The following is a 21,203-nucleotide window of genomic DNA, read 5'->3' as shown; positions in this document are numbered from 1 at the left end:
GACGGCTCAAGATTCGTTACGAACGCTATGCTCATGTTCACGAGGCCTTCATGTCTCTGGCTTGCGCTTTGATTTGCTGGACGCGTCTAAAGTCTCTGTTTAACTAATTTCGCAACAGCTTCTAAGTTATTGGCGCATCGAAGGCGCTCTCGGGATACGTGCCGGCGGGACTGAAGCGAGCGAGACTCGACTGACGGGCGCGTACATGTTCGTGCGGCCACGTGGTGACGCCAGCATGCCCCCGCGCGGTCCCGCGGCGCGTTCAGTGCTCTTTCCAGTCAAGCTTGATCTCGATTGTTAGGAACCTCGAAGTTGCGAGTCTTGTCGATCTCCGGCGTACGTTTTGGGAAGAGGTCGTTGATGCGATTTGGTGATAGCGCCTGCGGGATGTTGTCCGAAATACCACCCGATCCGAAGTCTCTCGGTCAACGTATGCCCCGACCGCTCGTTGTTCGGCGGACTGGTGAATTTCTATTCGCGGACATTTCGTAGTCGTTCCACTTATGATAGACATTTCGATAATTAAAACATCGCTCGCAATCGCCGCAGCCGTCGTTGGTATTGTTAGCAAGGGTCCAGATGCACTGAAAACGATTCGCCGCTGGAAATCCGATCGGCATCGTGCAAAGGTGGCCTCAATAATGAGGAAGATGAAGGTTCTCAAAAGCTATCAAGAAAATCCGGTGATTCTAGTAGCTGAAGGGAAAAAAGACATGCTCATGTGCGGGATGTTGTTCCTGGGATTCATGCTTACTGCCGTTGTGGCAGTCTTTCCTTCCAAGAATGGGTGGGATGGCACCGCATCACTCACGCTTGCCGGTGAGTCTCTTAGCATGCTTGCGGGAGCTATCTATTTATTCGAGCGACATGCCAGTCGTCTAAATGGCGCGCGAAATCCTCATCGGGCTATGATTCTGCATGAAATCAACATCATGAGACTTCGGCTTGATCGCGCTGAGTCCGATATCCGAAGACGGACAGACCCGATACTCGAGAGTGACCTTCATGCTTTACGTTCGCTGGACGCGAAGCTTCCAGGCTGGAGGCGGGAGTCGTGAAAAGCGCCGACCGGCGACCCGGTCGGCAAAAGAAGTCCCGGCGAATCCGAGGGCTATGCCGGAACCGATGCTGCACTGTACACCACGCCTTTGTCAGCGCGATCCGACAAAAAAAGAAGTGCGGCGCGGTAGGGGCGCACCATACGGCGCGCCTCAGCATGTTGGCATGTTCTGGCGACGCGGGTGCCCGATGGGCTTCACGGGAGCGTGAATCAGCGGTCCGCTTGCCAACCGTTGTCCGTCTTTATCGTGGCGACTTTGCCGTTGAATGTTTCTGAAATTCCGTCCGCATACTGCTCAACGGGCTCGTTTCCGTTGAAGAAGTTGTCGAGCAGCGACGAGTTGACGTTGGGACAACTTTGCCGCATGGCGCGCTCCATTGCCGCTTTGGCTGTTCGCGGTGCGTTATTCACGAGGTGGTCGCCCCCGAGAAGGAGCGGCATGACCTTCTGATAGTCGGCCCAACCGTCCTGGTGGGCGACTTCATACGCGGCGGCGTCCTGCCCGGGGTTCGCCTGCATCCAAGCCTGTTGATCAGCTTTCCAGGCGTTCTCGACATCATGCGCATGTGCGAGTTGCTTCTTCAGGTTGTCGACCTCCTCTGCGTACTTCTCGCTGGCATAAGCCTTGATGTCGGGCGTTGGCTTCATCGACACCGTGTATTTCACGTCTACGAGATAATGACCATCGCCCTGCGGCGTACCGTTGACTTTCTCGAAGTGGTCGATCGAAAGGTATTCGCAGCCTCCCAGGGACGCTTGGATGGCAGCCTTGGCGTCGCTGTCGGAAGGGCCGTTCGAGCAGGCTGAAAGCGCCGCGGCGGTGACGATCGCGAGGGGTGTCGTGGCAAGTCGGCTGGATTGTTTCATGATGTCTGGTAGTGAAGGAATCGCTCCCAAGGGAAGGCCGTCGGGAGCGAAAAAGGACGCGCGTCCTTATGGGTTTTGTTGGATGCTCAGGCTCGCGGCCGCGGCGCGCATGGACGTTGCGATAGTGTCGGTCGTCGCTGACGGGAACTGAGCGGCGGTCATCGGCTGACTGGCCGGCAGAATGAAGCCGCCCATGAGCTTGCCGTTCATTAAACCGACGACGAGCGAACCACCAGCGTTGATCACGTTCTTGATGCCGTCATCGATCGGCACGGTTGGTGCGCCAACGGATTTCGGCAGGCCGATCGTGATGACGTTCGCATTGCGCGAATAGACGGACCAACTGCCCGTAACCGGGAACGAGAGCGGTACATTGCTGTAGTTACATCCCGACTTGCCGCTTTTGACCACTTGAGCGACACCGCCTGCCTGAATGCTTAGCAGCAGGCACCCGCCGGCGATGTCCGTCTGCGTCCCAACGGCCTGTTGCACCGTCGTGTAGGTCGTCGCCGGGTCGCCGAGGCTGTACAGAACAGCGCCGTTGACGACCGTCGACAAGTTCACGTCTGCGCCGTTGATCCAAGGCATACCGAGCCCTTGGTTGACGAGCATCAGGCGATCGTTCGAGTAGGCGGTTGTAGCAAGGTAGGCGGTCGTCCCGGACGGGAAGGTGCCCGTCATGGCTCCGCGGACGGGATTGCGGTAGTCGATCTGCAGCGCGCTCGAGAGCGGTTGGCCGCTGACATCGATTGTCCGATAGGTGACCGTGACAACGTCCCCGGTGTTCGGGTCGGTGCCGACGAGCTTGGAGCCGACTGTGGATAGGCTGTACGACGGATGCAACTGCGCAGCCGTCAGCCAGTTCGTCCATGTACCGTCCGCTTTCATTAGGTAAGCACCGACCCCAGCGTCATTGGACAACCACGAACCACTGAAACCCGCGTCGTAGCTGCCGACCGGCGAGGCCGCCGACCAGGCTCCGTTGCTCTGAACCTCTTGCGTAACCGAAAGCGTCGAACCCGAGAGCGTGACGTTTTCGCGAACAGGCGAGAGCGCCGCCGAAATGCTGCTTCCGACGATGAACTGCGAAAGGTCTCCATCAACGGTATAAAGCGGACTAGCAAGTGCCGTCGTCGCATCGACCAGCGTGCTATAGGCTGGATTAGTGAGCTGTGCATCGACATCGGATTGCTGCACGCCGATCACCGACCCTTTTGCAGCGTACGCGTTCATGGTTGCCTGCACTTGCGACCACGAGATCGGCCCCTGGCCGGCCAGTGCCGTCATGTGACTGACCATGCTAGCGGCAGTAGCTGCCGTGCTAGTGTCGCCGTTGCCGACGTAGTCCGCATTCGGATCAACGCTGCTGCCGATGAGGTTCTGCACAGCTGTGATCGCGTCCGCTTGCGACTTCCCGGCCTTGAGCTGCGCGACCACCATCGTCGTGAGCGGCGTGACGTTTTGCGAATTGCCGGACACGATCGCCGACATCGCGAACGTGCTGGTGAACTTGTTGCCGCCGTCGGTCGTGTCCGAGGTGACGAGCACGTCGAGCTGCTTGCCGGTTACGTTGCTGGAAACGTTGAGCGTGTAATTGCCGCTGGCATCGGTCGTGGTGGACGGCAGGCTGGGATCGCACGCACCGTGACCGTTATCGAAGCAGACAGTAGCGCCTGCCAGGTAGCCGTCGATCGCCTTGCCCGTGAGCTGGGTATTTGTGGTGGCTGTCGTCGTACTGGTACCAGATCCTCCACCGCCCCCGCATGCCGTGAGCGCCGCTCCGACTGCGACGACCGATGCCAGCTTGGCAAACCCCTTGGTATGGCTCATTTTCACCTTTTCATTTCCTTTGAACGACGCTCCGCTGAAGCGGGAGCGATGCTTTGATTGCCCAAACGACATGCGCGGCTCATGCGCGATCGCGCTAGGCAGCTATCGGTTGCGCACCCCCGGAAACCGTTCTTCGTCCTTGAGCTGTTCCCAGCAAGCGAGAAAGACTCGCCGGCTGATGACGCCCGTTTGACGTAACGCCAACAGACGCTGTCGCCTCTCATGCATCGGGTGCGACTCGTCGCCGACGGCTTGCCACACCGCAGTGATGAGTGACCGCCAAACGGCGCGCCGCCGATAGATGTAGACGCCTGCCGCAATCGGCCCCGCGCAGGCACAGGCCAACAGCCAACCGTTGCGTGACGTCCCGACGCAATTGACCCCGAGGCATCGCATATCTGAAGCGATGCCCAGCGCCGTCGCGGCAGACGCTGCGCACCACAGACTTATGAACATGGTTTCTCCTGAAATATATCGTATGCGGATGTGGAATATCCTGGATGCGGATTTAGTATTTTTGGATGACCCATCCCCTTCACGATCCTCGTTACCAGCGCATCGCAGCGCTTCTGACGGAGCTGCGCAAAGCACGCGGACTGCTTCAGCAGGACGTGGCCGACCGAATCGGTCGCCCGCAAGGTTTCGTGTCGAAGGTCGAAAGCGGCAGTCGCCGCTTGGACGTGATCGAACTCCTTGCTTTCTTGGGTGCGTTAGAGGCAGACCCACACGACTTCATCGACCGGCTCCTCGAGCAGCCGATGTCCTCGCTGCCTCGTTGATGTGCTCTGTCAGTACTCGGCCGGCAGCAAACAGGTCGTCGTGCAGCGATCGGCTTCCGTGATAAGCCAGACCGTCCGGCCGCCGGGGAGCGTGTAGTTAGACAGAATCCGCTGGCCGGTCGTGATTGCCGCATCGTTTTGTTCTCGATCGGAGTCAGGCAGATCGCCCCAGTCACCGCTCATGTGCCGGATCAGCAGATCGACGATCGAAATGCGTGCGTCGGCAATAACCTCAAGCGCGCCGGGCGTGGCGAGAATCCGGCCGAGCTTGAAGCGCGGGCCGGCGCGATGAACCGAAGAAGAGTCCAAGATAAGTTTCTCCAGAATGTGTGGTCGAACACGTGCCTCCGGTCGTCCCGGATGCTTGCAGGTTGAAAGAGAAGGGGAAATGGCTGAGACGCGATGCGCGTCCGAGGACTGCGCAGGAAGTCGTGGACTACCGGGCTTCGGCGGCGAGCGCGTTCGGGTAGTGTTTGGCGAGGATGCGGTTCATCTGTTCGACCAAGTTCGGCCGCTTGAACGTCAGGTGAGCGTTGCCGTTTTTAAACCAGCGTAGGTGGAAGTAGTCATTTTCGGCTTCCGTACGTCGGCTCTGGCGGTCGCCCGCGACGAGCACATGCGCGCCGTGTCGATGATCGGGCTCGGGCTTGCCATCCAACACGAAGAAGACGCGAATCAGATCGTCCAGCTTGTCGGTTGCTCGATAGTTGAGAAAGCCACCGCTGAACAGGTACTTCAGGATGATCCTTCTGCTGAACCGGAAAGGCTCGTTGCTCTTGTAGTTCCACGATAGCTGCCTGAAGCATTCGAGTACGCCGCGTTCGAACATGTCGCCGCGCGCACCGTAAAGCTGCGTGAACGTGGCCTCGATGTTGGCCGCGGTGAGTTCAGGGACGTCGCCTTCGGCAATCTGGTTACTCCATTGCTCGCGGGCTTTCGAGTCCATGAATGTTCGCAAGCCCGACTGCGATAGCAGGTAGTCCCAACCGCGAATGTCGATGATCCGCACCATCGCGGCTTCGGCCTCGTCGCGTTTTGCGTACTCTCCGGTAATGATTGGTCTGCCGTGACAGCCATAGCTTTCGTCGAGCACAAGCCGCGGGAACCCTAGATTGGCTGACTTCGCAAGCTGTTGGGCTTCGCCGAGCAGATCCAGCGCGGCACGCACGCGCTGCACGACTGCGACACGCTGATTGCCGAGATTCGCGATGCTGATACTGGGGACGAGATCATTCGAGTCCATGTTTCGTGACGATGAGAAAGGGATGGAAAACGAGGCAGCTAAGGCCGGGCACTAAGCCCGGCCTTATGCCGTCGAGGAGATTGCGGCGAGTTGGCGGCGTAACTCCGCCGCACGCCTCTGCCCGCAACGTAAATGGCGGCGGATATCAGCGACCGTAGGACGTACCAAGCCGGCCGCGACATCTCGGGCGAGTTGCGCTAGGTGGTCGTCGATGGGAGCGGCGGCCGGTAACGCCGTAACCCGGTCGTCGCACGGCGCGTCACTGCTAGCCAAACTGCCGTGATCGAGCGCCGAGGGATTGCTACGCAGAGTCTCGCCGCCGTGACTTGCGGCGACTGGTGTTGCCACGGATCGAGCCACGTCCGCGGCGACCGAGGTGACTACCGTGGGAGTCACGTCAGCCGTCGCGGTGACTGTAGAGCGTACTGCCGGCATGACTTCCATCGCAGCGAGGTTCACCGCCGGTAACGGCGACCGAAGTGCGACCGTCCACAAGAGGCATGCGACGCCTTCAAGTACGGCAGCAAACCCGAGACCGGTCAGCAGATCGACGCGACCAACCGTCGTACCGAGGAGCGCGGCAAGTCGCGCCGTGACTGGATCGACGAGTAGTCTGTCGCGCTGTGTCGTGATTCGATCCGTCGCGGCCTGCTGACGTCGGATCTCATCGGCTTCCGCGTTCAACGCATCGACCTGGGCGGCGAGCGTTACGCGCCGCCCTGCCAGCGTGACGCAGTTACCCGCGCAGTAGCGCGTGTTGGCTGACGCGAGCTGCGCAGTCACGGCGGCGCGCTCTACCATGACGGCCGTGAGACTGCGGGCAGAGGACGGCGCTGGACCGGCTTGCACCGTCGAAGCCCGTTGCTCGCCTGCATGCTGCTGTGCGAAAGCAAAGAACCCCGCGTGCCCGTAGCACGCCGTCGCAAGACACGCCGCCCATAACAGGCTACCCACGCACCGAATGGGTATTGGTGTATCCCGGATCAGAACGGGTAACAGATGCGCGCTTGTGACAAGCACCGTGCCGATCGCGATCCAGATCAGTCGTTCCGGTAACGTGCCGCCTCGTTGCCAGCCCGCAAGAATCGACAGACTGAGCGCAGTCGACGTCGCCAGGACCGCCAGCGGGAGCGCTCGGTGCCGTACGTTCATGCTGCCTTCCCCTCGAGCAGCACCGCCTTGCGCTCCAGTTTCTCGCGCAACGTCGGCGCAGCCGAGCTCGGCGCTTCCGGTACCGCCGGTGAGGCACGATCCGTATCTCGCAGCTCCGAGGGTGGAAAGAACGCTTCCGCCACCGCAGTTTGCTCGTCCGGGCTATCTTCGAACGTTCCGTTCGCGAACCCCGCGCCGGCGGCGGCATCGAGCGCAGCCTGATCGAAGCCGGCTGCCCTGCGTCGTGCGTCGAGTTCCTTCGCTTCCACCAGCGCCTCCTCAAGCGTGCTGCCCGAACGAACGCCCAGATCGACGTAATAAATCGGCGCCCTGTAACTTTGCGCCGTCGACTTGCCCCTGAGCACGAGTTGAAGCGGCAGGCAAGCGAGAAGGTTGCCTGACACGGCGTTGAAGTAATGTAGGCGCGCGGCTAGCGTGCGGATCGAGTTCCAGGATGTCGTGCGGAATATGAACGACGAAAGCTGGTCTCCTTCCTCGTCATCAACGATTACGTTCAGCCGTGCGTAAGGTTTGCAGCCGCCTTGCTGGCCGAAGGCGCAACCGTCCGGCGAAGGACACGGTAGGGTCTCGATTCCGCTGCCATCCATATAGACTCGCCGGCACGTTTCGCCGTTGCCAACGCACACGGGGCGCCCCGTGTCGCGGTCGAACAGCGAATAGTCCGCCCGCAAGTTCAGGTTCGGGCTGTTGAAAAGCATGCGTACGGGAATCGCGCGCAGCTTGCCTGGAGCGGCCTTGCGTAACCGCTCGTTCAGAGGGTGCATAAGCCATTCGCCACGCTGCTGCACTTGGGTCGTCAGCGTGAACTGGTCGTCCGCGGCGGGCACGCGCTTGCCGTTCTTCTCTGTCACACGGCCAATGGAGATGCGGCCCACAACGGGCGGAGTGAGGGAAAGTCCCTTGAGCATGTTGGTCCTTGAAATGGGTAAGTGGGGTTTACGCGCCGCCGGCGATGAAATAACCGCTGCGACGGCTAGCGCGCGAGGTGGGCTTCCAGCTCTTTGCGATTTCTCGTGCAACGGCCTGCCACGCTTCGGCGCTGATCATTGGGCGATCTCCAAACTGCCCCTTCAATGCTTCGGGCGACATTGCGGCGATGTGGCTGGCGTGCTTGCTCAACGCGTCCGTTACGAACGCCTGTGCGAGCACGCCGTGCCGCGAGAAAGTCATGATTGCGGTCAGGCAGTCGAGATTCGTTTTTCGCCTGTGCGCGAGCGGACTGCGTTCGGGTGGACAACAGGAAGCGCCGGGCCCCGGACTTCCTGATTGCGTACTGCATCTCGAACTCGGGGTGATCGGCGAGCAGCCGTTTCAGATCGACGCTGGACGAATCGCGGCTGCGTTTGAACGACACCGAACCTGTCTCGAACACGGCGTGCGTGGCCTCGCCCATTGCCTGCTGGATCGTCTGCTTGAGCTGTGCCTCGATGGACTGACGCGCCTTGATCTCCGCCCGCACCGCAACGAGGTCTGCGAACACGGACGACAAGCGTCGGTCGTCCGTAAAGTCCACAGTGCCGCCGTTGCCGGGATACAGATGCCGCAAGGCCCGGTCTGCCGACTCGGAGCCGTCCGCTGGTGGCGGCGTGTCGGTTTCGACGTAACGCCAAAAGCGTTCCTCAAGTTCGATGAGCCGGGCGATCAAGGCGTCGTCGCGTTCGACCCGGAATACTTCGAGAGCTTGACCGCAGAGCAGAACGGCAACATGGGCGGCTGCCTTACCCGTCACCGCCAACTGATGCTGTACTTGCAACTCGACGTACTCGGGGACGCCGTCGCGCCACAGTCGCGCGCCGTGCTCTCCCGCGGTTTTGCACTCGAGGATCTGGACATCGCTCGCCCCGACGATTTCCCTGTCGATGTTGGCGAGCATCCAAGGGATCGTCGGATGACGCAGAACCGCGTTGATCTTACGCACGCGGTTGCCGGTGACGCGCGTGTAGACAGCAGCGACAATCGGTTCCAGCAACGTCCCCCAATAGGTGGGCGAGGTAGTATCGTCCGGGGCCGGACTCGGCATGCCTTCGGACCTTCCGGTCTTGTCGATCCAAAGCGCCAGGCGGCTCACATATGGGCTCAGGCCGACGGCCGCGGCTGCGTCGGAACCGCCGATTCCGGTGCGGCGCACAGAGAGCCAATCATCGCGGCTCAGGTCTCGCGTCTTAACGAGCTTGAGCGCCGGCCGGCCTGTACGTGGCCTCTCAGATTGAACTGCTGTCATAGTGCCTCGCAAAACAATGCGGCCCGGCAGGCGAAGCTGACCGGGCCGAGGTTGAGGGGAAACGGGCGGCGAAGGGTTACACGACAAGCTTGAGCGCTTCGTCCCACGCCCGGCCTTTGATGGTGGCGCCCGAGCCGAACTAGGCCGAGTCGCGTCGGTTGTCGTCGCTGCGTGCTAGGCGGATGTGGTCGACGTACTCCGTGATGGCGTTGAGAACGCCCCAGAGCGTGCCTCTAGCTGATGCAAGGTCCGCGCCTTTTCCGCGTCCCGAGTAGAGCTGTCCAATCGCTTTGATGGCCCGCTCATTGACCGCCAGTGCCTCTCGATTGGCGGCGCTGGGAGCCGAATAGGTAAGCACGCGTCGCAGGAAGGCTTCGACTGCAGAGTCTGGAAGCTTGTAATCGGATAGGGCCTTCATTCGAGCTACAAATGCATCCCACGAGGAGGTCGCAATTCCGAGTTGTCGCTTTACGGCCTGCGCATCGAACTGTGAGCGGTGACCAACCTTCACAGCGCCGGCCGAGTTCCCCAGCGCAACCTGCAGCGTGTTGTTGCAGACGACACGAATCGATGTGTGCTGTGCAGTGGTCGCGAGGGTACCGTCGCAGGCCGTCGCGAGCAGCAGATAGCCGTTGACCGTATCCTTGCCTTTTAGCGCGACGGACTGCCCGGTGCGCGCGAGCGCCCAGAGTTTCTTGCCGTGCTTTAACACGCCCGCACTTTCAAGCTCGAACCCCGAGTGCTCGGTCAGGTCCCGATAAAACTCTAGGATCTCGGACGGCTGTACGACGGCATAGCGCGATGAGACGACGGACAGGGGAGCTTTGGTGTCCGAGCGATACAAGACCTTTTGCTCGGGAAAGGCGTGGATCGAACCAAGGCTCTTGTTGCCGGCTGCGACGAAACGAACTTCAGCTTCTTCGATGCTCCAGTCCATGCCTGCGGCGCGCTTCCAAACTTCGAGCGACTGCTTCGGGGGCAGGTGGTTGCCGAGGCCGTGCCAAGGCTTCTCACCGGCAAACGCCATAGTCTGTACGAGATGCACTTTTTGAACTCCTGTGAATAGTTGACGGCATAAAGCCCGACGTAGCGCCGGGCAGGGCGAAATGGAAAAATTGAGAAGGCCGTAGATGGAACAGGTTAGCCCGGGCGGACGGTGAAAAGCCGACCGCACGCAACGCATCTCCAGTTATTGAGGACCGTATGATCGAGTGCTTCGCCAAAAGCAGCTCCCGTTGCGCACCCGGCCGCGCCGGCCACGAGGCCCGCGAGAACGGCGCCAGCGATGCCGCCACACATGGCCCCGATGGGGCCGCCGAGCGCACCGAGCGCGGCGCCGGTTTCTGCGCCTGACAGAACCGCCACTGCGCCGCTAGTGGCGCCTGCCGCAGCGCCGACGGCGCTGCAAACGCGCCGTGCGATATGGCGTTGCTCGGTCCGGAGCGACGAGCACGACGGGCACGGCCAGACCAGTCCCTTGCCGGGGCGAAAGCGCGGCGATTCGTCGTCCTCGGCTTGTTCAGGCGGCGGCAGACCGTGCAGCTCACGCGGCCACGCGTCGCCTTCCTCCTCCCCGTTGTAGGGAAAGAACGAGGGACGGTCACGCATGGATGGAGACATCGCGCATACGGCTATATGCATCACGCTGGACCTTGCCCACGTATTTGCAATGGCAAGCGGCAAGTAACGCGCCGCCGAGGAACGCAAGCGCGAAGGCGGCGAGAAATTCGAGGGGGGATATTGGCAGCATCGCTGACCTCCTAAGGCAGGTTCATCCGTGCGGGATTGCCCAGACGGAGCGGCCGTGACTGGCCGTGCTCAGGCGGGTGATATAGGTTTGAAGCGTTTTTAAATCGTTGGCTGCGCGGGATGGCTGACGCCACGCACTGTTTCGCGGTAGATCGCCTGCCGGACTGGGGGGCGTGCGAGGCGGGATCTCCCCGCTCAATCTGCCACAATCAGCTTAAATCCCGTTAAACCTGATGTGTTGCGGTCACGATCCATGAGATCATTGCGCGATTGGCCGGTTCTCGGCTTTTTGATGGAAATCGACCTCATGTCAGATCGCTGGTTATCGGTCGAGGAAATCTCGGAATACCTCGGCGTGAGCAAAGACACCGTCTACGCATGGATCAACAAACGGAACATGCCCGCTCATCGGATCGGCCGGCTTTGGAAGTTCAAGACCGACGAGATCGACGAATGGGTACGATCCGGCGGCGCGGCCGAGCACGATGGTCGGGTCAAGGAGTGAAAGCGTTGTCTGCGGTCGGTTTCAATAGCGCCATAGGCTGCTTGAGACGCAATGAGGAGGTTTGAAGTGGCGAATATTTCTTGTGTCGACTTGTTCTGCGGGGCGGGCGGGCTGACGCATGGTTTCGTTTTGGAGGATTTGCCCGTGGTCGCAGGTATCGACCTGGACCCGGCATGCCGCTATCCGTACGAAGCGAACAACCGAGCCAAGTTCGTAGAGCGGGACATCAGCACGGTTACCACTGAAGAGTTAGGAACATTGTTTGGCGACGCAGAGCTGACGATTCTTGCAGGCTGTGCGCCATGTCAACCTTTCTCGAGTTACGCCCAGCGTTATGAACTTGATGGCGAAGATGGCAAGTGGGGTTTGCTGTACGAGTTTGCTCGTCTTGCGCAGGGCACAGAACCCGATGTCATCACGATGGAAAACGTTCCTACCGTTGCTAAGCATGCTGTTTTCCATGACTTCGTCGATACGCTGACCCGACTGGGGTACAAGGTGTGGTTCGACGTGGTCGACAGCTCACGCTATGGTGTGCCGCAGATGAGGCGGCGTATGGTGCTGCTCGCATCGAAGCATGGCGATATCGAGATGATCGAGCCGACGCACAAAACGCCGAAGACAGTGCGCCAGGCCATTGGTCGACTGCGTTCTTTGTCGGCAGGGGAGGCTGCCCCAAGGGACAAGTTGCACGTCGCGTCCACCCTATCAGAGAAGAATCTGCAACGGATCAAGGCATCGAAACCAGGGGGGACATGGCGCGATTGGCCGGAAGACCTCATCGCTGAATGCCATCGTGCCGAGAGCGGCCGTACCTACCCAGGCGTCTATGGTCGGATGGAGTGGGACAAGCCAGCTCCTACGATGACGACTCAGTGCTATGGCTTTGGAAACGGACGGTTTGGCCACCCCGAGCAGGACCGCGCCATTTCGCTGAGGGAAGCGGCAATTCTGCAAAGCTTCCCGCGCGACTACGCATTCGTTCCGAAGGATGGCGAGGTCAGTTTCACGGTGTTAGGGCGCCTGATCGGCAATGCGGTGCCAGTAAACCTGAGTCGCGCTATCGCACGGAGTATCAAGGAACATCTTGCATCGATCGAGCTTAACGGCTGATAGCTGAGACAGCGTTCATGGCTTTCCGCGATCCACCGTCGACTGAAATCAGTCGTCGCATGGCGAAGGTTCGGCAAAAGGCAACCGGCGCTGAGGTCGCGTTGCGGCGGGAGTTATATCGGATCGGTTTGCGGTACCGGATCGATTATGAGGTCCTAAAGAAGCCCCGTCGTGTTGCCGATATTGCGTTTCCGGGGCGGAGAATCGCTATTTTCGTTGATGGCTGTTTTTGGCATGGTTGTCCCGAACATGCCACCTGGCCGAAACGTAATGCGGAGTTCTGGCGGCAGAAGATCGAGACCAATCGGTTGCGGGACGCAGACACGAACGAACGGCTACGATCTCTTGGTTGGACGGTACTCAGATTTTGGTCTCATCAGTCACCGACCGAGGCAGCAAGGGCTGTTGCACAGACGGTTGCCATGATCGACTCGAAGCGTTGCGCTTCGCCGCCGCGTGGCGCGAACCGGTAAGAATTGAAGAGGAAGGTGGCAACCAAATGGGCGTCCAGAGCGAACGGCAAACGCAGGCATACCGAGCCCGACCAGCACCGGGACAACTGGTCGAAGTGCGCCGCCGTCAGTGGGTTGTTGCGGATATTGATGCGGCAGGATTGAGCCTCGAACTTCCAACGTCCCAACATTGCGTCACGCTCTCATCGATCGACGAAGATGGCCTTGGCGAGGAACTGGAAGTCATCTGGGAGACCGAGCCGGGAGCCCAAGTCATTGAGCGGGCAGGTCTGCCTTCGATTACGGGGCAGGATGATTCCGATGTGCTTGGTGCCTTCCTTGATGCCGTGCGCTGGGGCGCGGCCACCAACGCCGACAGGGGGTTCCTCCAGGCTCCGTTCCGAAGTGGCGTCAGCATCGAGGACTTTCAACTCGATCCACTGGTCCGAGCCATCGACATGGCTCGCGTCAATCTTCTTATTGCCGACGATGTCGGCCTCGGCAAGACCGTCGAGGCTGGTTTGGTCATTCAGGAGTTACTGCTGCGGCATCGCGCCCGCACGGTATTGATCGTTTGCCCGGCGTCGCTTCAGGAGAAGTGGCGCGTTGAGATGCTGGAGAAATTCGGACTCGATTTCCGCGTTGTCGATACCGACTACATCAAGCGGTTGCGGCGCGAGCGTGGCATCCATGCCAACCCATGGACGTCGCATCCGCGCCTCATCACGTCTATAGATTGGGCCAAGGGCGGAGAAGGCTTGCGGGCCATGCGTGATGTGCTCCCGCCGCACGTCGGCCATCCGCGCAAGTTTGACCTGCTGGTCGTGGACGAAGCGCACAACGTCGCGCCCTCCGCAGGCGCGCACTACGCGCTGGAGAGTCAGCGTACGCGCTTCGTCCGTGCCATCGGCCCACACTTCCAGCATCGTCTCTTCCTGACCGCGACGCCGCACAACGGCTACACGGAGTCGTTCACCTCGCTGCTGGAATTGCTCGACGACCAGCGTTTCGCGCGCAACATCCTCCCCGACGAAAATCGTCTTAGTCAGGTGATGATCCGCCGTCTGAAGAGCGATCTGGTTGATGCGGACGGCAATCCCCTGTACGCCCGGCGCACCTTGCAGGCACTCGAAGTCCCATACACGGCGGAAGAGCGCGAGGTTCATCGCAAACTGGACGATTACTGCACGAGCCGTGAAAAGGATGCCGAGAACGCAGGCAACGGCTTTGGCACGGCCTTCGTCAATCGTCTCCTCAAGAAACGTCTGCTCTCGTCGCCAGCGGCGTTCGCATCCACGCTCGAAAAGCACGTCACGTCACTGTCAGAAGCGCGGCCCGCGAAGCTGGACACGATGGCCGAACGCATCCTGCACAAGGCCATCCTGAAAGCCGACGAGGACTATGCCGACGACGGGGATGTCGAAAACGCTCAAGCCGAAGCCGTTGAGGAAGCCACGCGCCGCTCAATGCCGCTGACGCCAGAGCAGCGGGCGACGCTGGACGACTTGCGGGCATGGGCACAGCGAGCCAGGAATCAGGCCGACTCCAAGGCCCAAGCCATCCTCCACTGGCTCTCGGCCTACCTCAAGCCAGATGGTCAGTGGAACGATCGCCGGGTAATCCTGTTCACGGAATACCGCACCACGCACCAGTGGATGCATCAAATCCTCGCCAGCCACGGCTTTGGCGGCGAGCGTCTCGGTCTGCTCCACGGTGGCCTATCGCAAGAAGAACGCGAACCCATCAAAGCGGCGTTCCAAGCTTCGCCGCAGGATTCGCCCGTGCGCATCCTGCTCGCCACCGACGCGGCCTCCGAAGGCATCGACTTGCAGAACCACTGCAATCGGCTCATCCACTTGGAGATTCCCTACAACCCCAACGTGATGGAGCAGCGTAACGGGCGTATCGACCGCCACGGCCAGCGCGAGAAGGAAGTGCTGATCTGGCACCCGGTCGATGGTGGCGGCGCGAACGGCGCATCGGTCGGCGGCCACGGCGAGGACATCCTTCGCGCCCTGCGGAAGCTGGACTCGATGCGCGCCGACACGGGCAGTGTCAATCCGGTCATCGCGCCGCAGATGTCGGGCCTTATTGAAGGCTCCCTGAAGGACTTGGACACCCGCCTCGCCGAGGCCCGGATTGCCCGCGCCAAAAACTTCGTGCGCGCTGAACGCGAGTTGAAGGAGCGCGTCGCCAAGCTGCACGAGCGTCTGCTCACCACCAAGCAGGATTTCCACCTCACGCCCGACCACGTCCTGATGGCCGTAAAGACCGGCCTCTCGCTGGCGGGCCGTCCGCCGCTGGAACCGGTCGAACTTGCGGGCGCGCCGTCTGGCAGCGTCTTCCGGATGCCTGCGCTGTCCGGCTCGTGGGCGCGCTGTCTGCAAGGGCTTCGCCACCCGCACACCCAAAAGATTCGGCCCATCACCTTCGACCACGCCATCGCCAGTGGCCGCGATGACGTCGTGCTCGTTCACTTGAATCATCGCTTGGTGCAGATGTGCCTGCGTCTGCTGCGCGCCGAAATCTGGGCACGGGACGACGTGAAGAAGCTGCATCGTGTCACCATCCGCACCATGCCGGACGCGCTCGTCGATGGCCCCGCCGTGGTCGTCGTTTCGCGACTGGTAGTCACCGGCGGCAACCACCACCGGCTGCACGAAGAACTGACGGTATCGGGTGGCTACCTACGCGACCAGTCCTTCCGTCGCGAAGAAGGTGTCACCCGCGTCCAGCAATGGCTGGATGAATCGAAACCGATCACGGCGGCCCCGCCGCTGTTCGACGCGCTGCGCGTCCGCTTCGACCATCAGCAGGAAGCCATCCTGAAAGCCGTGGATGCCCGTTCCAAAGAACGCCTTCGTTACCTGACCAACACGCTTCAGACTCGCAAGCAGCAGGAAATCGAGGACATCGGTACCGTGCTCGACGAGTTGGAGAAGGCGATCCAGTCCGAATTGAAGAAAGGCGAGCAGCCCGAGCAGCTCGCGCTCTTCACCGAGGACGAACGCACGCAGCTCCACCGCGACATCGCCGCGCTGCAAGCCCGCCTTGCACGCATCCCCGGCGAGCGCCAGATAGAGACTCAGGCCATCGAATCCCGTTACGCCAAGCTCGACGACCGCACCTTTCCGGTCGCTGTGATCTTCGTCGTCCCCGAGTCTACGTTAGAGGTGGCGATATGATGACCTGGCAGGAATATCAGGAGGCCGTCGCCGAGTTTTACGAGCAAATCGACGACTTCGGTAACGTCAGAAGAAACGTCACGGTTCCGGACAAGATCACCGGCCAGCCACGGCAAATCGACGTGCTCATCGAAATCGAGGCCAAGGGGCATCCGCTAAAGATGATCGTCGATGCCAAGTTCCACGCCGTTCCCATCGATGTACGAGAGGTTGAGTCAGTCCTTGCACTAGCTGATGCCGTTGGCGCAAACAAAGCGATCATCGTAGTGGCGAATGGGTGGACGGAGCCAGCCAAGAAGAAGGCCGACCATGTTGGATGCGACCTCGAAATTCTGTCGGTGGAAGATGCCCTCGAGTTGATCGTTCCTGACAAATGGACGATGTGCCCTTCCTGCGATGTCGACTGCATCGTGCTCGATCAAGAAGGTGCGCTCACGTTTGACGGCGGCGCATGGTTCTGGTGGTTGGCCGGTCAGTGCCGCGGATGCAAGTGCGCGCGTATCCACTGCCAAGACTGTGGGACGAAGGCATTCGTCGAACTCAATGGCTCCATTGTTTGCGGTTGCGGGCATCGTTGGTCGAGCACCGATTACGGCGTCACCATCTCATTTTTCGCGGAAGATCCTGCATGGTGACGCAGACCCAACACCACGACTGGCTCTCGCTCGTCGAGATTTCCGGCCCTTTCCTCGCCGTCCCCGTCCTGAAGGAAGCCTTCCCGCAGGGGCTGGAAGAACTTGATGCGACCAAGCGCAAGCGGCTGCGGCAAGCCTACGACGAATGGCGTGAAGCATTGGAAACCGACGATCCCAGTTTCGCCGATCTGCACGCGGCATGGATCGACGAGGTGCTGTCTCGCGGACTGGAACTTGATGAGGGCGGTCGCGGAGACGTACTCAAGAGCAAGGACTGGTGCGCCAATCACCTGGCCGTCGCGCGGCCCGAACACGGCGTGAGCCTGTCGCCGGACTTCGCCGTCGTCGGTAACGGCGACACGCCACTGATGCTCGTCCACGCCTACTCGCAAGACGTCGATCTTGATGCCACCCAGAAGCTGGACAGCTGGGCCAGCACGCCGGCGGAACGCATGGTGACGCTCTGTCGCGTCACGGGTTGCCGTCTCGGACTGGTGACCAACGGCGAACGCTGGATGCTGGTTGATGCGCCCGTCGGCGCGGTCACCACTTTCGCCAGTTGGTATGCGCGCATATGGGCTCAGGAACCCATCACCCTCCAAGCCTTCGTCCACCTCTTGGGCATGCGGCGTTTCTTCGTGGACGAGTCCGAACGGCTGCCCGCGCTGTTCGATCGCTCGCTGAAATTCCACGACGAAGTGACCGACGCCTTGGGCGAACAGGTGCGGCGCGCGATTGAAGTGCTGATCCAGGCGCTCGACAAGGCCGATCAAGACCGCGACCGCGAATTGCTGCGCGACGTGAAGGAAGCCGAACTCTACGAAGCCGCGTTGACGGTGATGATGCGGCTGGTCTTCCTGCTTTCCGCCGAAGAACGCGGCCTGCTGCTGTTGGGCGATGAACGCTACGAGGCGAACTACGCGCTCTCGACCTTGCGGATGCAATTGCGCGCAGAATCCGACGAGATTCTGGAGCGCCGCTTGGATGCGTGGTCGCGCCTGTTGGCCGTCTTCCGCGCCGTGTACGGCGGCATCGAGCACGAAAACTTGCGCCTGCCCGCGTTGGGCGGCTCGTTGTTCGATCCGGATCGTTTCCCCTTCCTCGAAGGCCGCGCCCGTGGCTCCGATTGGGGTATCGACGTCGCCAAGCCGCTGCCGATCGACAACCGCACCGTGTTGCTGCTGCTCGAAGCCATCCAGCAATTCCATGGCCGCACGCTGTCGTATCGGGCGTTGGACGTCGAACAGATCGGCTACGTCTATGAGGGCCTGCTGGAGCGCACCGTCAAGCGCGCCGCCGAGATCACTCTGGAACTCGACGCCACTAAGAGTGCCCAGTCGCCCTGGGTCACGCTGGCTGAACTCGAATCCGCGCGACTGGACGGTGCCGCTCGCTTGCTCGAACTGTTCCAGCAGCGTTCCGGCAGTTCCGCCAGCCGCGTGCGGAACGACCTCGCTCGGCCCGTGGACGATGCTCTCGCCGATCGCGTGTTGACGGCCTGCAACGGCGACACCGTGCTGCGCGACCGTATCAAACCTTTCGCCCATCTGGTGCGCACTGACCCTTGGGGCTACCCGCTGGTCTATCCCGCCGGAGCCTTCATCGTCACCACCGGCTCCGACCGCCGCGAGACCGGCACCCACTACACGCCGAAGTCGCTCACTGAGGCAATTGTCGCCGAAACGCTCGCGCCCATCGCCTACGTCGGCCCCGCGCAGGGTACGCCGCGCGAGGACTGGGCGCTGAAATCGCCCGCCGAACTGCTCGACCTGAAGATCTGCGACCCGGCGATGGGTTCGGGCGCTTTCCTCGTCCAAGCCTGTCGGTGGCTGGCCGATCGGCTGGTTGATGCGTGGGCACAGGCCGAGGCGCAGGGTCACTCGGTTACCGTCAATGGGAACGTGACGGATTCCGATGCCAACGTCGAGCCGCTGCCGCGCGAAACCGAGACGCGCATCATCGTCGCGCGCCGCCTCATCGCCGAACGCTGCCTCTACGGCGTAGATCTGAACCCACTGGCGGTCGAGCTGGCCAAACTTTCCATCTGGCTGGTGACGTTGGCCAAGGGCCGTCCCGTCGGCTTCCTCGACCACAACCTGCGCTGCGGCGACAGCCTACTCGGCATCCATCGGCTGGATCAGCTCACCCAGCTTTCGATGAGCCCGGACGGCCGAGGCCAGCTACGCCTGTTCGGCCAGAACGTCGAGCACGCCGTGCGCAAGGCCATCGAACTGCGTTCGCGCCTGCGCGAGATGCCCATCCGCGACATCCGCGACGTGGAAGCCATGGCACATCTGAACACCGACGCGCGCCGCAGGCTCGAAGTGCCAGAATGCGTTGCTGATGCCTTCATCGGCGAAGTGTTCGCATCGGGCGACAATGGCGCAGTTCTGGAAAACGCGCTGACTTCGCTCGCCGTCCAAGCCGGACGGCCATCGAAGGTGACAGCGATGTGCTCGTCTCAATGCGTCGAAGATCGGTCGCAGCTCTCTCGACCGACCTGCCCGGCGGCAAGCACGTACGTCGGCTTTTCCATTGGCCGCTTGAGTTTCCGGAGGTGTTCGCGCGCGAACGCGGCGGCTTCGATGGCATCGTCGGCAATCCACCCTTCTTGGGAGGAAAGCGCATCACTGGCGTCGCAGGCACTGCTTTCCGCGATTGGCTGGTCGCTCACATAGCCGAGGGACGGCGTGGCTCGGCGGATCTGGTCGCCTATTTCTTCCTGCGGGCTTGGAGCCTGCTGCGCGAAGGCGGCGGTTTCGGGCTGCTCGCGGTCAACACTATCGCAGAAGGCGACACACGGCAGGCCGGATTGGAGGCCATGGTCAGTGCGGGTGCCGTCATCTATGCCGCGTACCCGAATGAACCTTGGCCTGGAAAGGCAGCGGTAATTACGAGTCGCGTGCATGTCCACAAAGGACGGTGGCGAGGCCAGCGCACGCTGCTCGGGCGATCGGCTCTCTTTATATCGGCATTCCTCACCGATCGTGAAGAATGGAGTCCGAAGCGGCTGAAGGCCAATGAGAGCAAGGCATTCATTGGCTCCTATGTTCTTGGTATGGGCTTCGTACTCTCCCCCGACGAGGCGACCCGGATGCTGGATGCCGACCCGAAGAACGGCAAGGTCGTCTTCCCCTACATCAATGGCGATGACCTCAATTCAGACCCCGAGCAGCGACCAAGCCGCTGGGTGATCAACTTTTGGGATTGGCCAGAGGAACGCGCTCGCGAATACGAGATCCCGTGGCAATGGATTGAGGAGCGAGTCAAGCCAGAGCGGCAGCGCCGCAACGAAGGTGGTGAATATGTGCTCCGAAAACCGCTCCCTGAACGTTGGTGGCATTACGCTGACAAGCGTCCTGCGCTATACCATGCCGTAGGTCGCGGTCGCTGTTTCGAGCGTCATCCCGAAGACTGGTCAGCCAGCACGAGCCAACCGCCGAAAATACTTGCGATTACCCGCGTCAGCAAGACGCTGGCCTTCTCGTTCGTCGATTCCAATATCGTCTTCTCTGACGCCACCGTCGTGTTTTCGCTCGGTCGCGGAAGGGATTTCGCGCTGTTGCAGTCGAACGTCCACGCCGTCTTCGCATGGCAGCACGCTTCTCGCCTCAAGAGCGACTTGCGGTACACCCCGACGGATGCGCTTGAACCGTTTGCTTTCCCCGCCGGGTTCCATGACGCGCCGAACGGCCCGCTTGATGATTTGGGTGATCGACTCCATCAGGGACGCATAGATTTGATGCGGGCCGATCGCATTGGCCTGACCAAGCTCTACAACCGCTTCCATACCGACACCGAGCGAGATCCCCGCATTGAGGGGCTGCGTGCGTTGCAGCGCGCGTTGGACGACGGCGTCGCGCATGCCTACGGATGGGCGGACATCAACCTCGATCACGGCTTCCACGAAGTGCCGTATCTGCCGGAGAACGACCGCGTTCGCTTCACCATCTCGGAAGCTGCGCGCGTCGAAGTGCTGCGACGGCTATCGGAGTTGAACCGTCAGCGATACGAGGAAGAAGTCGCGCGAGGGCTGCATGGCGATGCAGAGCCACGCGCTTCGACCCGTGCCCCACGCGCCCGACGCATCACCGATGCAGCAACGGCCCAACCATCGCTCGACTTCGATGCCATTCCCGTCAATGAAGGCCAATACCACAAGGCCGCTGAACCTCGCGCCGACTATCGTGCTGGCCCAGTCCACACTATCGTCGAACACCTGAAAGCACGTCCCGGCTGGCATGCCAAGGCCGACATCCTTGCCGCCACCGGCATCACGGATGGGCAGTGGAACGCTGCGATCGCCGATCTGATCGAGAGAGGCAGAGTCGAGCGCCAAGGGGAGCGGCGCGGTGCCCGGTACCGATCTATCGAATAGCGAGGGGCGTCCG

The 21,203-nt window shown here is 61.2% G+C and carries 14 protein-coding genes and 4 pseudogenes; 9 read left to right on the top strand and 9 right to left on the bottom strand.

The window, feature by feature from the left end; translation table 11 throughout:
• Both WS62_RS36675 and WS62_RS36670 read left to right on the top strand, forming a co-directional pair.
• A pseudogene (locus WS62_RS36675) lies at nt 1–107 on the top strand (IS5/IS1182 family transposase); the annotation flags it as partial.
• A gap of 396 nt (nt 108–503) precedes the next feature.
• Nucleotides 504–1,058, top strand: a complete 555-nt coding sequence (locus WS62_RS36670; protein ID WP_156441054.1) for a hypothetical protein — start codon at nt 504–506, stop codon at nt 1,056–1,058.
• A 212-nt stretch (nt 1,059–1,270) separates the two neighbouring features.
• On the opposite strand, the gene WS62_RS19655 is transcribed toward WS62_RS36670, so the two are convergent.
• The gene (locus WS62_RS19655) at nt 1,271–1,927 is read right to left on the bottom strand and encodes a hypothetical protein (RefSeq protein WP_066574186.1); all 657 of its coding nucleotides are present in this window, start codon (nt 1,925–1,927) and stop codon (nt 1,271–1,273) included.
• Between the two features lie 66 nt (nt 1,928–1,993).
• Nucleotides 1,994–3,757 carry a hypothetical protein gene (locus tag WS62_RS19650; RefSeq protein WP_066574185.1) on the bottom strand — a complete coding sequence of 588 codons (1,764 nt, stop codon included), beginning with the start codon at nt 3,755–3,757 and terminating at the stop codon, nt 1,994–1,996.
• Nucleotides 3,758–4,278: 521 nt separating this feature from the next.
• Here WS62_RS19650 and WS62_RS19645 point away from each other — a divergent pair.
• Nucleotides 4,279–4,536, top strand: a complete 258-nt coding sequence (locus WS62_RS19645; protein WP_066574182.1) for a helix-turn-helix domain-containing protein — start codon at nt 4,279–4,281, stop codon at nt 4,534–4,536.
• A 9-nt stretch (nt 4,537–4,545) separates the two neighbouring features.
• On the opposite strand, the gene WS62_RS19640 is transcribed toward WS62_RS19645, so the two are convergent.
• The 7 genes and pseudogenes from WS62_RS19640 to WS62_RS36665 all read right to left on the bottom strand — a co-directional run bounded on the left by WS62_RS19640 (nt 4,546) and on the right by WS62_RS36665 (nt 10,923).
• Complete coding sequence (locus WS62_RS19640; RefSeq protein ID WP_066574179.1) at nt 4,546–4,845, bottom strand: hypothetical protein; 300 nt, start codon at nt 4,843–4,845, stop codon at nt 4,546–4,548.
• Nucleotides 4,846–4,972: 127 nt separating this feature from the next.
• Nucleotides 4,973–5,779 carry a DUF4942 domain-containing protein gene (locus WS62_RS19635; protein WP_066574176.1) on the bottom strand — a complete coding sequence of 269 codons (807 nt, stop codon included), beginning with the start codon at nt 5,777–5,779 and terminating at the stop codon, nt 4,973–4,975.
• A 63-nt stretch (nt 5,780–5,842) separates the two neighbouring features.
• Complete coding sequence (locus tag WS62_RS19630) at nt 5,843–6,931, bottom strand: hypothetical protein (RefSeq protein ID WP_066574175.1); 1,089 nt, start codon at nt 6,929–6,931, stop codon at nt 5,843–5,845.
• On the bottom strand, nt 6,928–7,860 hold the full coding sequence (locus WS62_RS19625; protein ID WP_066574173.1) for a recombination directionality factor: 933 nt from the start codon (nt 7,858–7,860) through the stop codon (nt 6,928–6,930). Before WS62_RS19625 ends, WS62_RS19630 begins: the two co-directional genes overlap by 4 nt.
• 320 nt (nt 7,861–8,180) lie before the next feature.
• A pseudogene (locus WS62_RS19620) lies at nt 8,181–9,173 on the bottom strand (YqaJ viral recombinase family nuclease); the annotation flags it as partial.
• A gap of 142 nt (nt 9,174–9,315) precedes the next feature.
• Nucleotides 9,316–10,218 (bottom strand): annotated as a pseudogene (locus WS62_RS19615) (DUF932 domain-containing protein); the annotation flags it as partial.
• A 555-nt stretch (nt 10,219–10,773) separates the two neighbouring features.
• Nucleotides 10,774–10,923, bottom strand: a complete 150-nt coding sequence (locus tag WS62_RS36665) for a hypothetical protein (RefSeq protein WP_156441053.1) — start codon at nt 10,921–10,923, stop codon at nt 10,774–10,776.
• Between the two features lie 291 nt (nt 10,924–11,214).
• Here WS62_RS36665 and WS62_RS19610 point away from each other — a divergent pair, with 291 nt between their 5' ends.
• The 6 genes and pseudogenes from WS62_RS19610 (at nt 11,215) to WS62_RS38855 (ending at nt 21,190) form a co-directional block, all read left to right on the top strand.
• Nucleotides 11,215–11,427: a helix-turn-helix domain-containing protein gene (locus tag WS62_RS19610; protein WP_038709535.1), complete on the top strand. Its 213-nt coding sequence runs from the start codon at nt 11,215–11,217 to the stop codon at nt 11,425–11,427.
• Nucleotides 11,428–11,478: 51 nt separating this feature from the next.
• Complete coding sequence (locus tag WS62_RS19605; RefSeq protein WP_066574170.1) at nt 11,479–12,540, top strand: DNA cytosine methyltransferase; 1,062 nt, start codon at nt 11,479–11,481, stop codon at nt 12,538–12,540.
• Between the two features lie 17 nt (nt 12,541–12,557).
• Nucleotides 12,558–13,013 carry a very short patch repair endonuclease gene (locus WS62_RS34260; RefSeq protein ID WP_082721112.1) on the top strand — a complete coding sequence of 152 codons (456 nt, stop codon included), beginning with the start codon at nt 12,558–12,560 and terminating at the stop codon, nt 13,011–13,013.
• Between the two features lie 26 nt (nt 13,014–13,039).
• Entirely contained in the window at nt 13,040–16,177 is a 3,138-nt protein-coding gene (drmD, locus tag WS62_RS19600; RefSeq protein ID WP_066574167.1) for a DISARM system SNF2-like helicase DrmD, read from the top strand.
• Nucleotides 16,174–16,812 (top strand): restriction endonuclease, encoded by a 639-nt coding sequence (locus tag WS62_RS19595; RefSeq protein WP_066574163.1) that lies wholly within the window; start codon nt 16,174–16,176, stop codon nt 16,810–16,812. Before drmD ends, WS62_RS19595 begins: the two co-directional genes overlap by 4 nt.
• A pseudogene (locus tag WS62_RS38855) lies at nt 16,806–21,190 on the top strand (Eco57I restriction-modification methylase domain-containing protein). The gene WS62_RS19595 and the pseudogene WS62_RS38855 overlap by 7 nt, the downstream one beginning before the upstream one ends.
• Nucleotides 21,191–21,203: the final 13 nt, after the last annotated feature.

The organism is Burkholderia sp. ABCPW 14, assembly GCF_001523835.1.
In the GTDB taxonomy this organism is placed as follows: Bacteria; Pseudomonadota; Gammaproteobacteria; order Burkholderiales; family Burkholderiaceae; genus Burkholderia; species Burkholderia mayonis.
The sequence above is the reverse complement of the archived record's forward strand: the minus strand, read 5'-3'. Positions and strand labels throughout refer to the sequence as shown.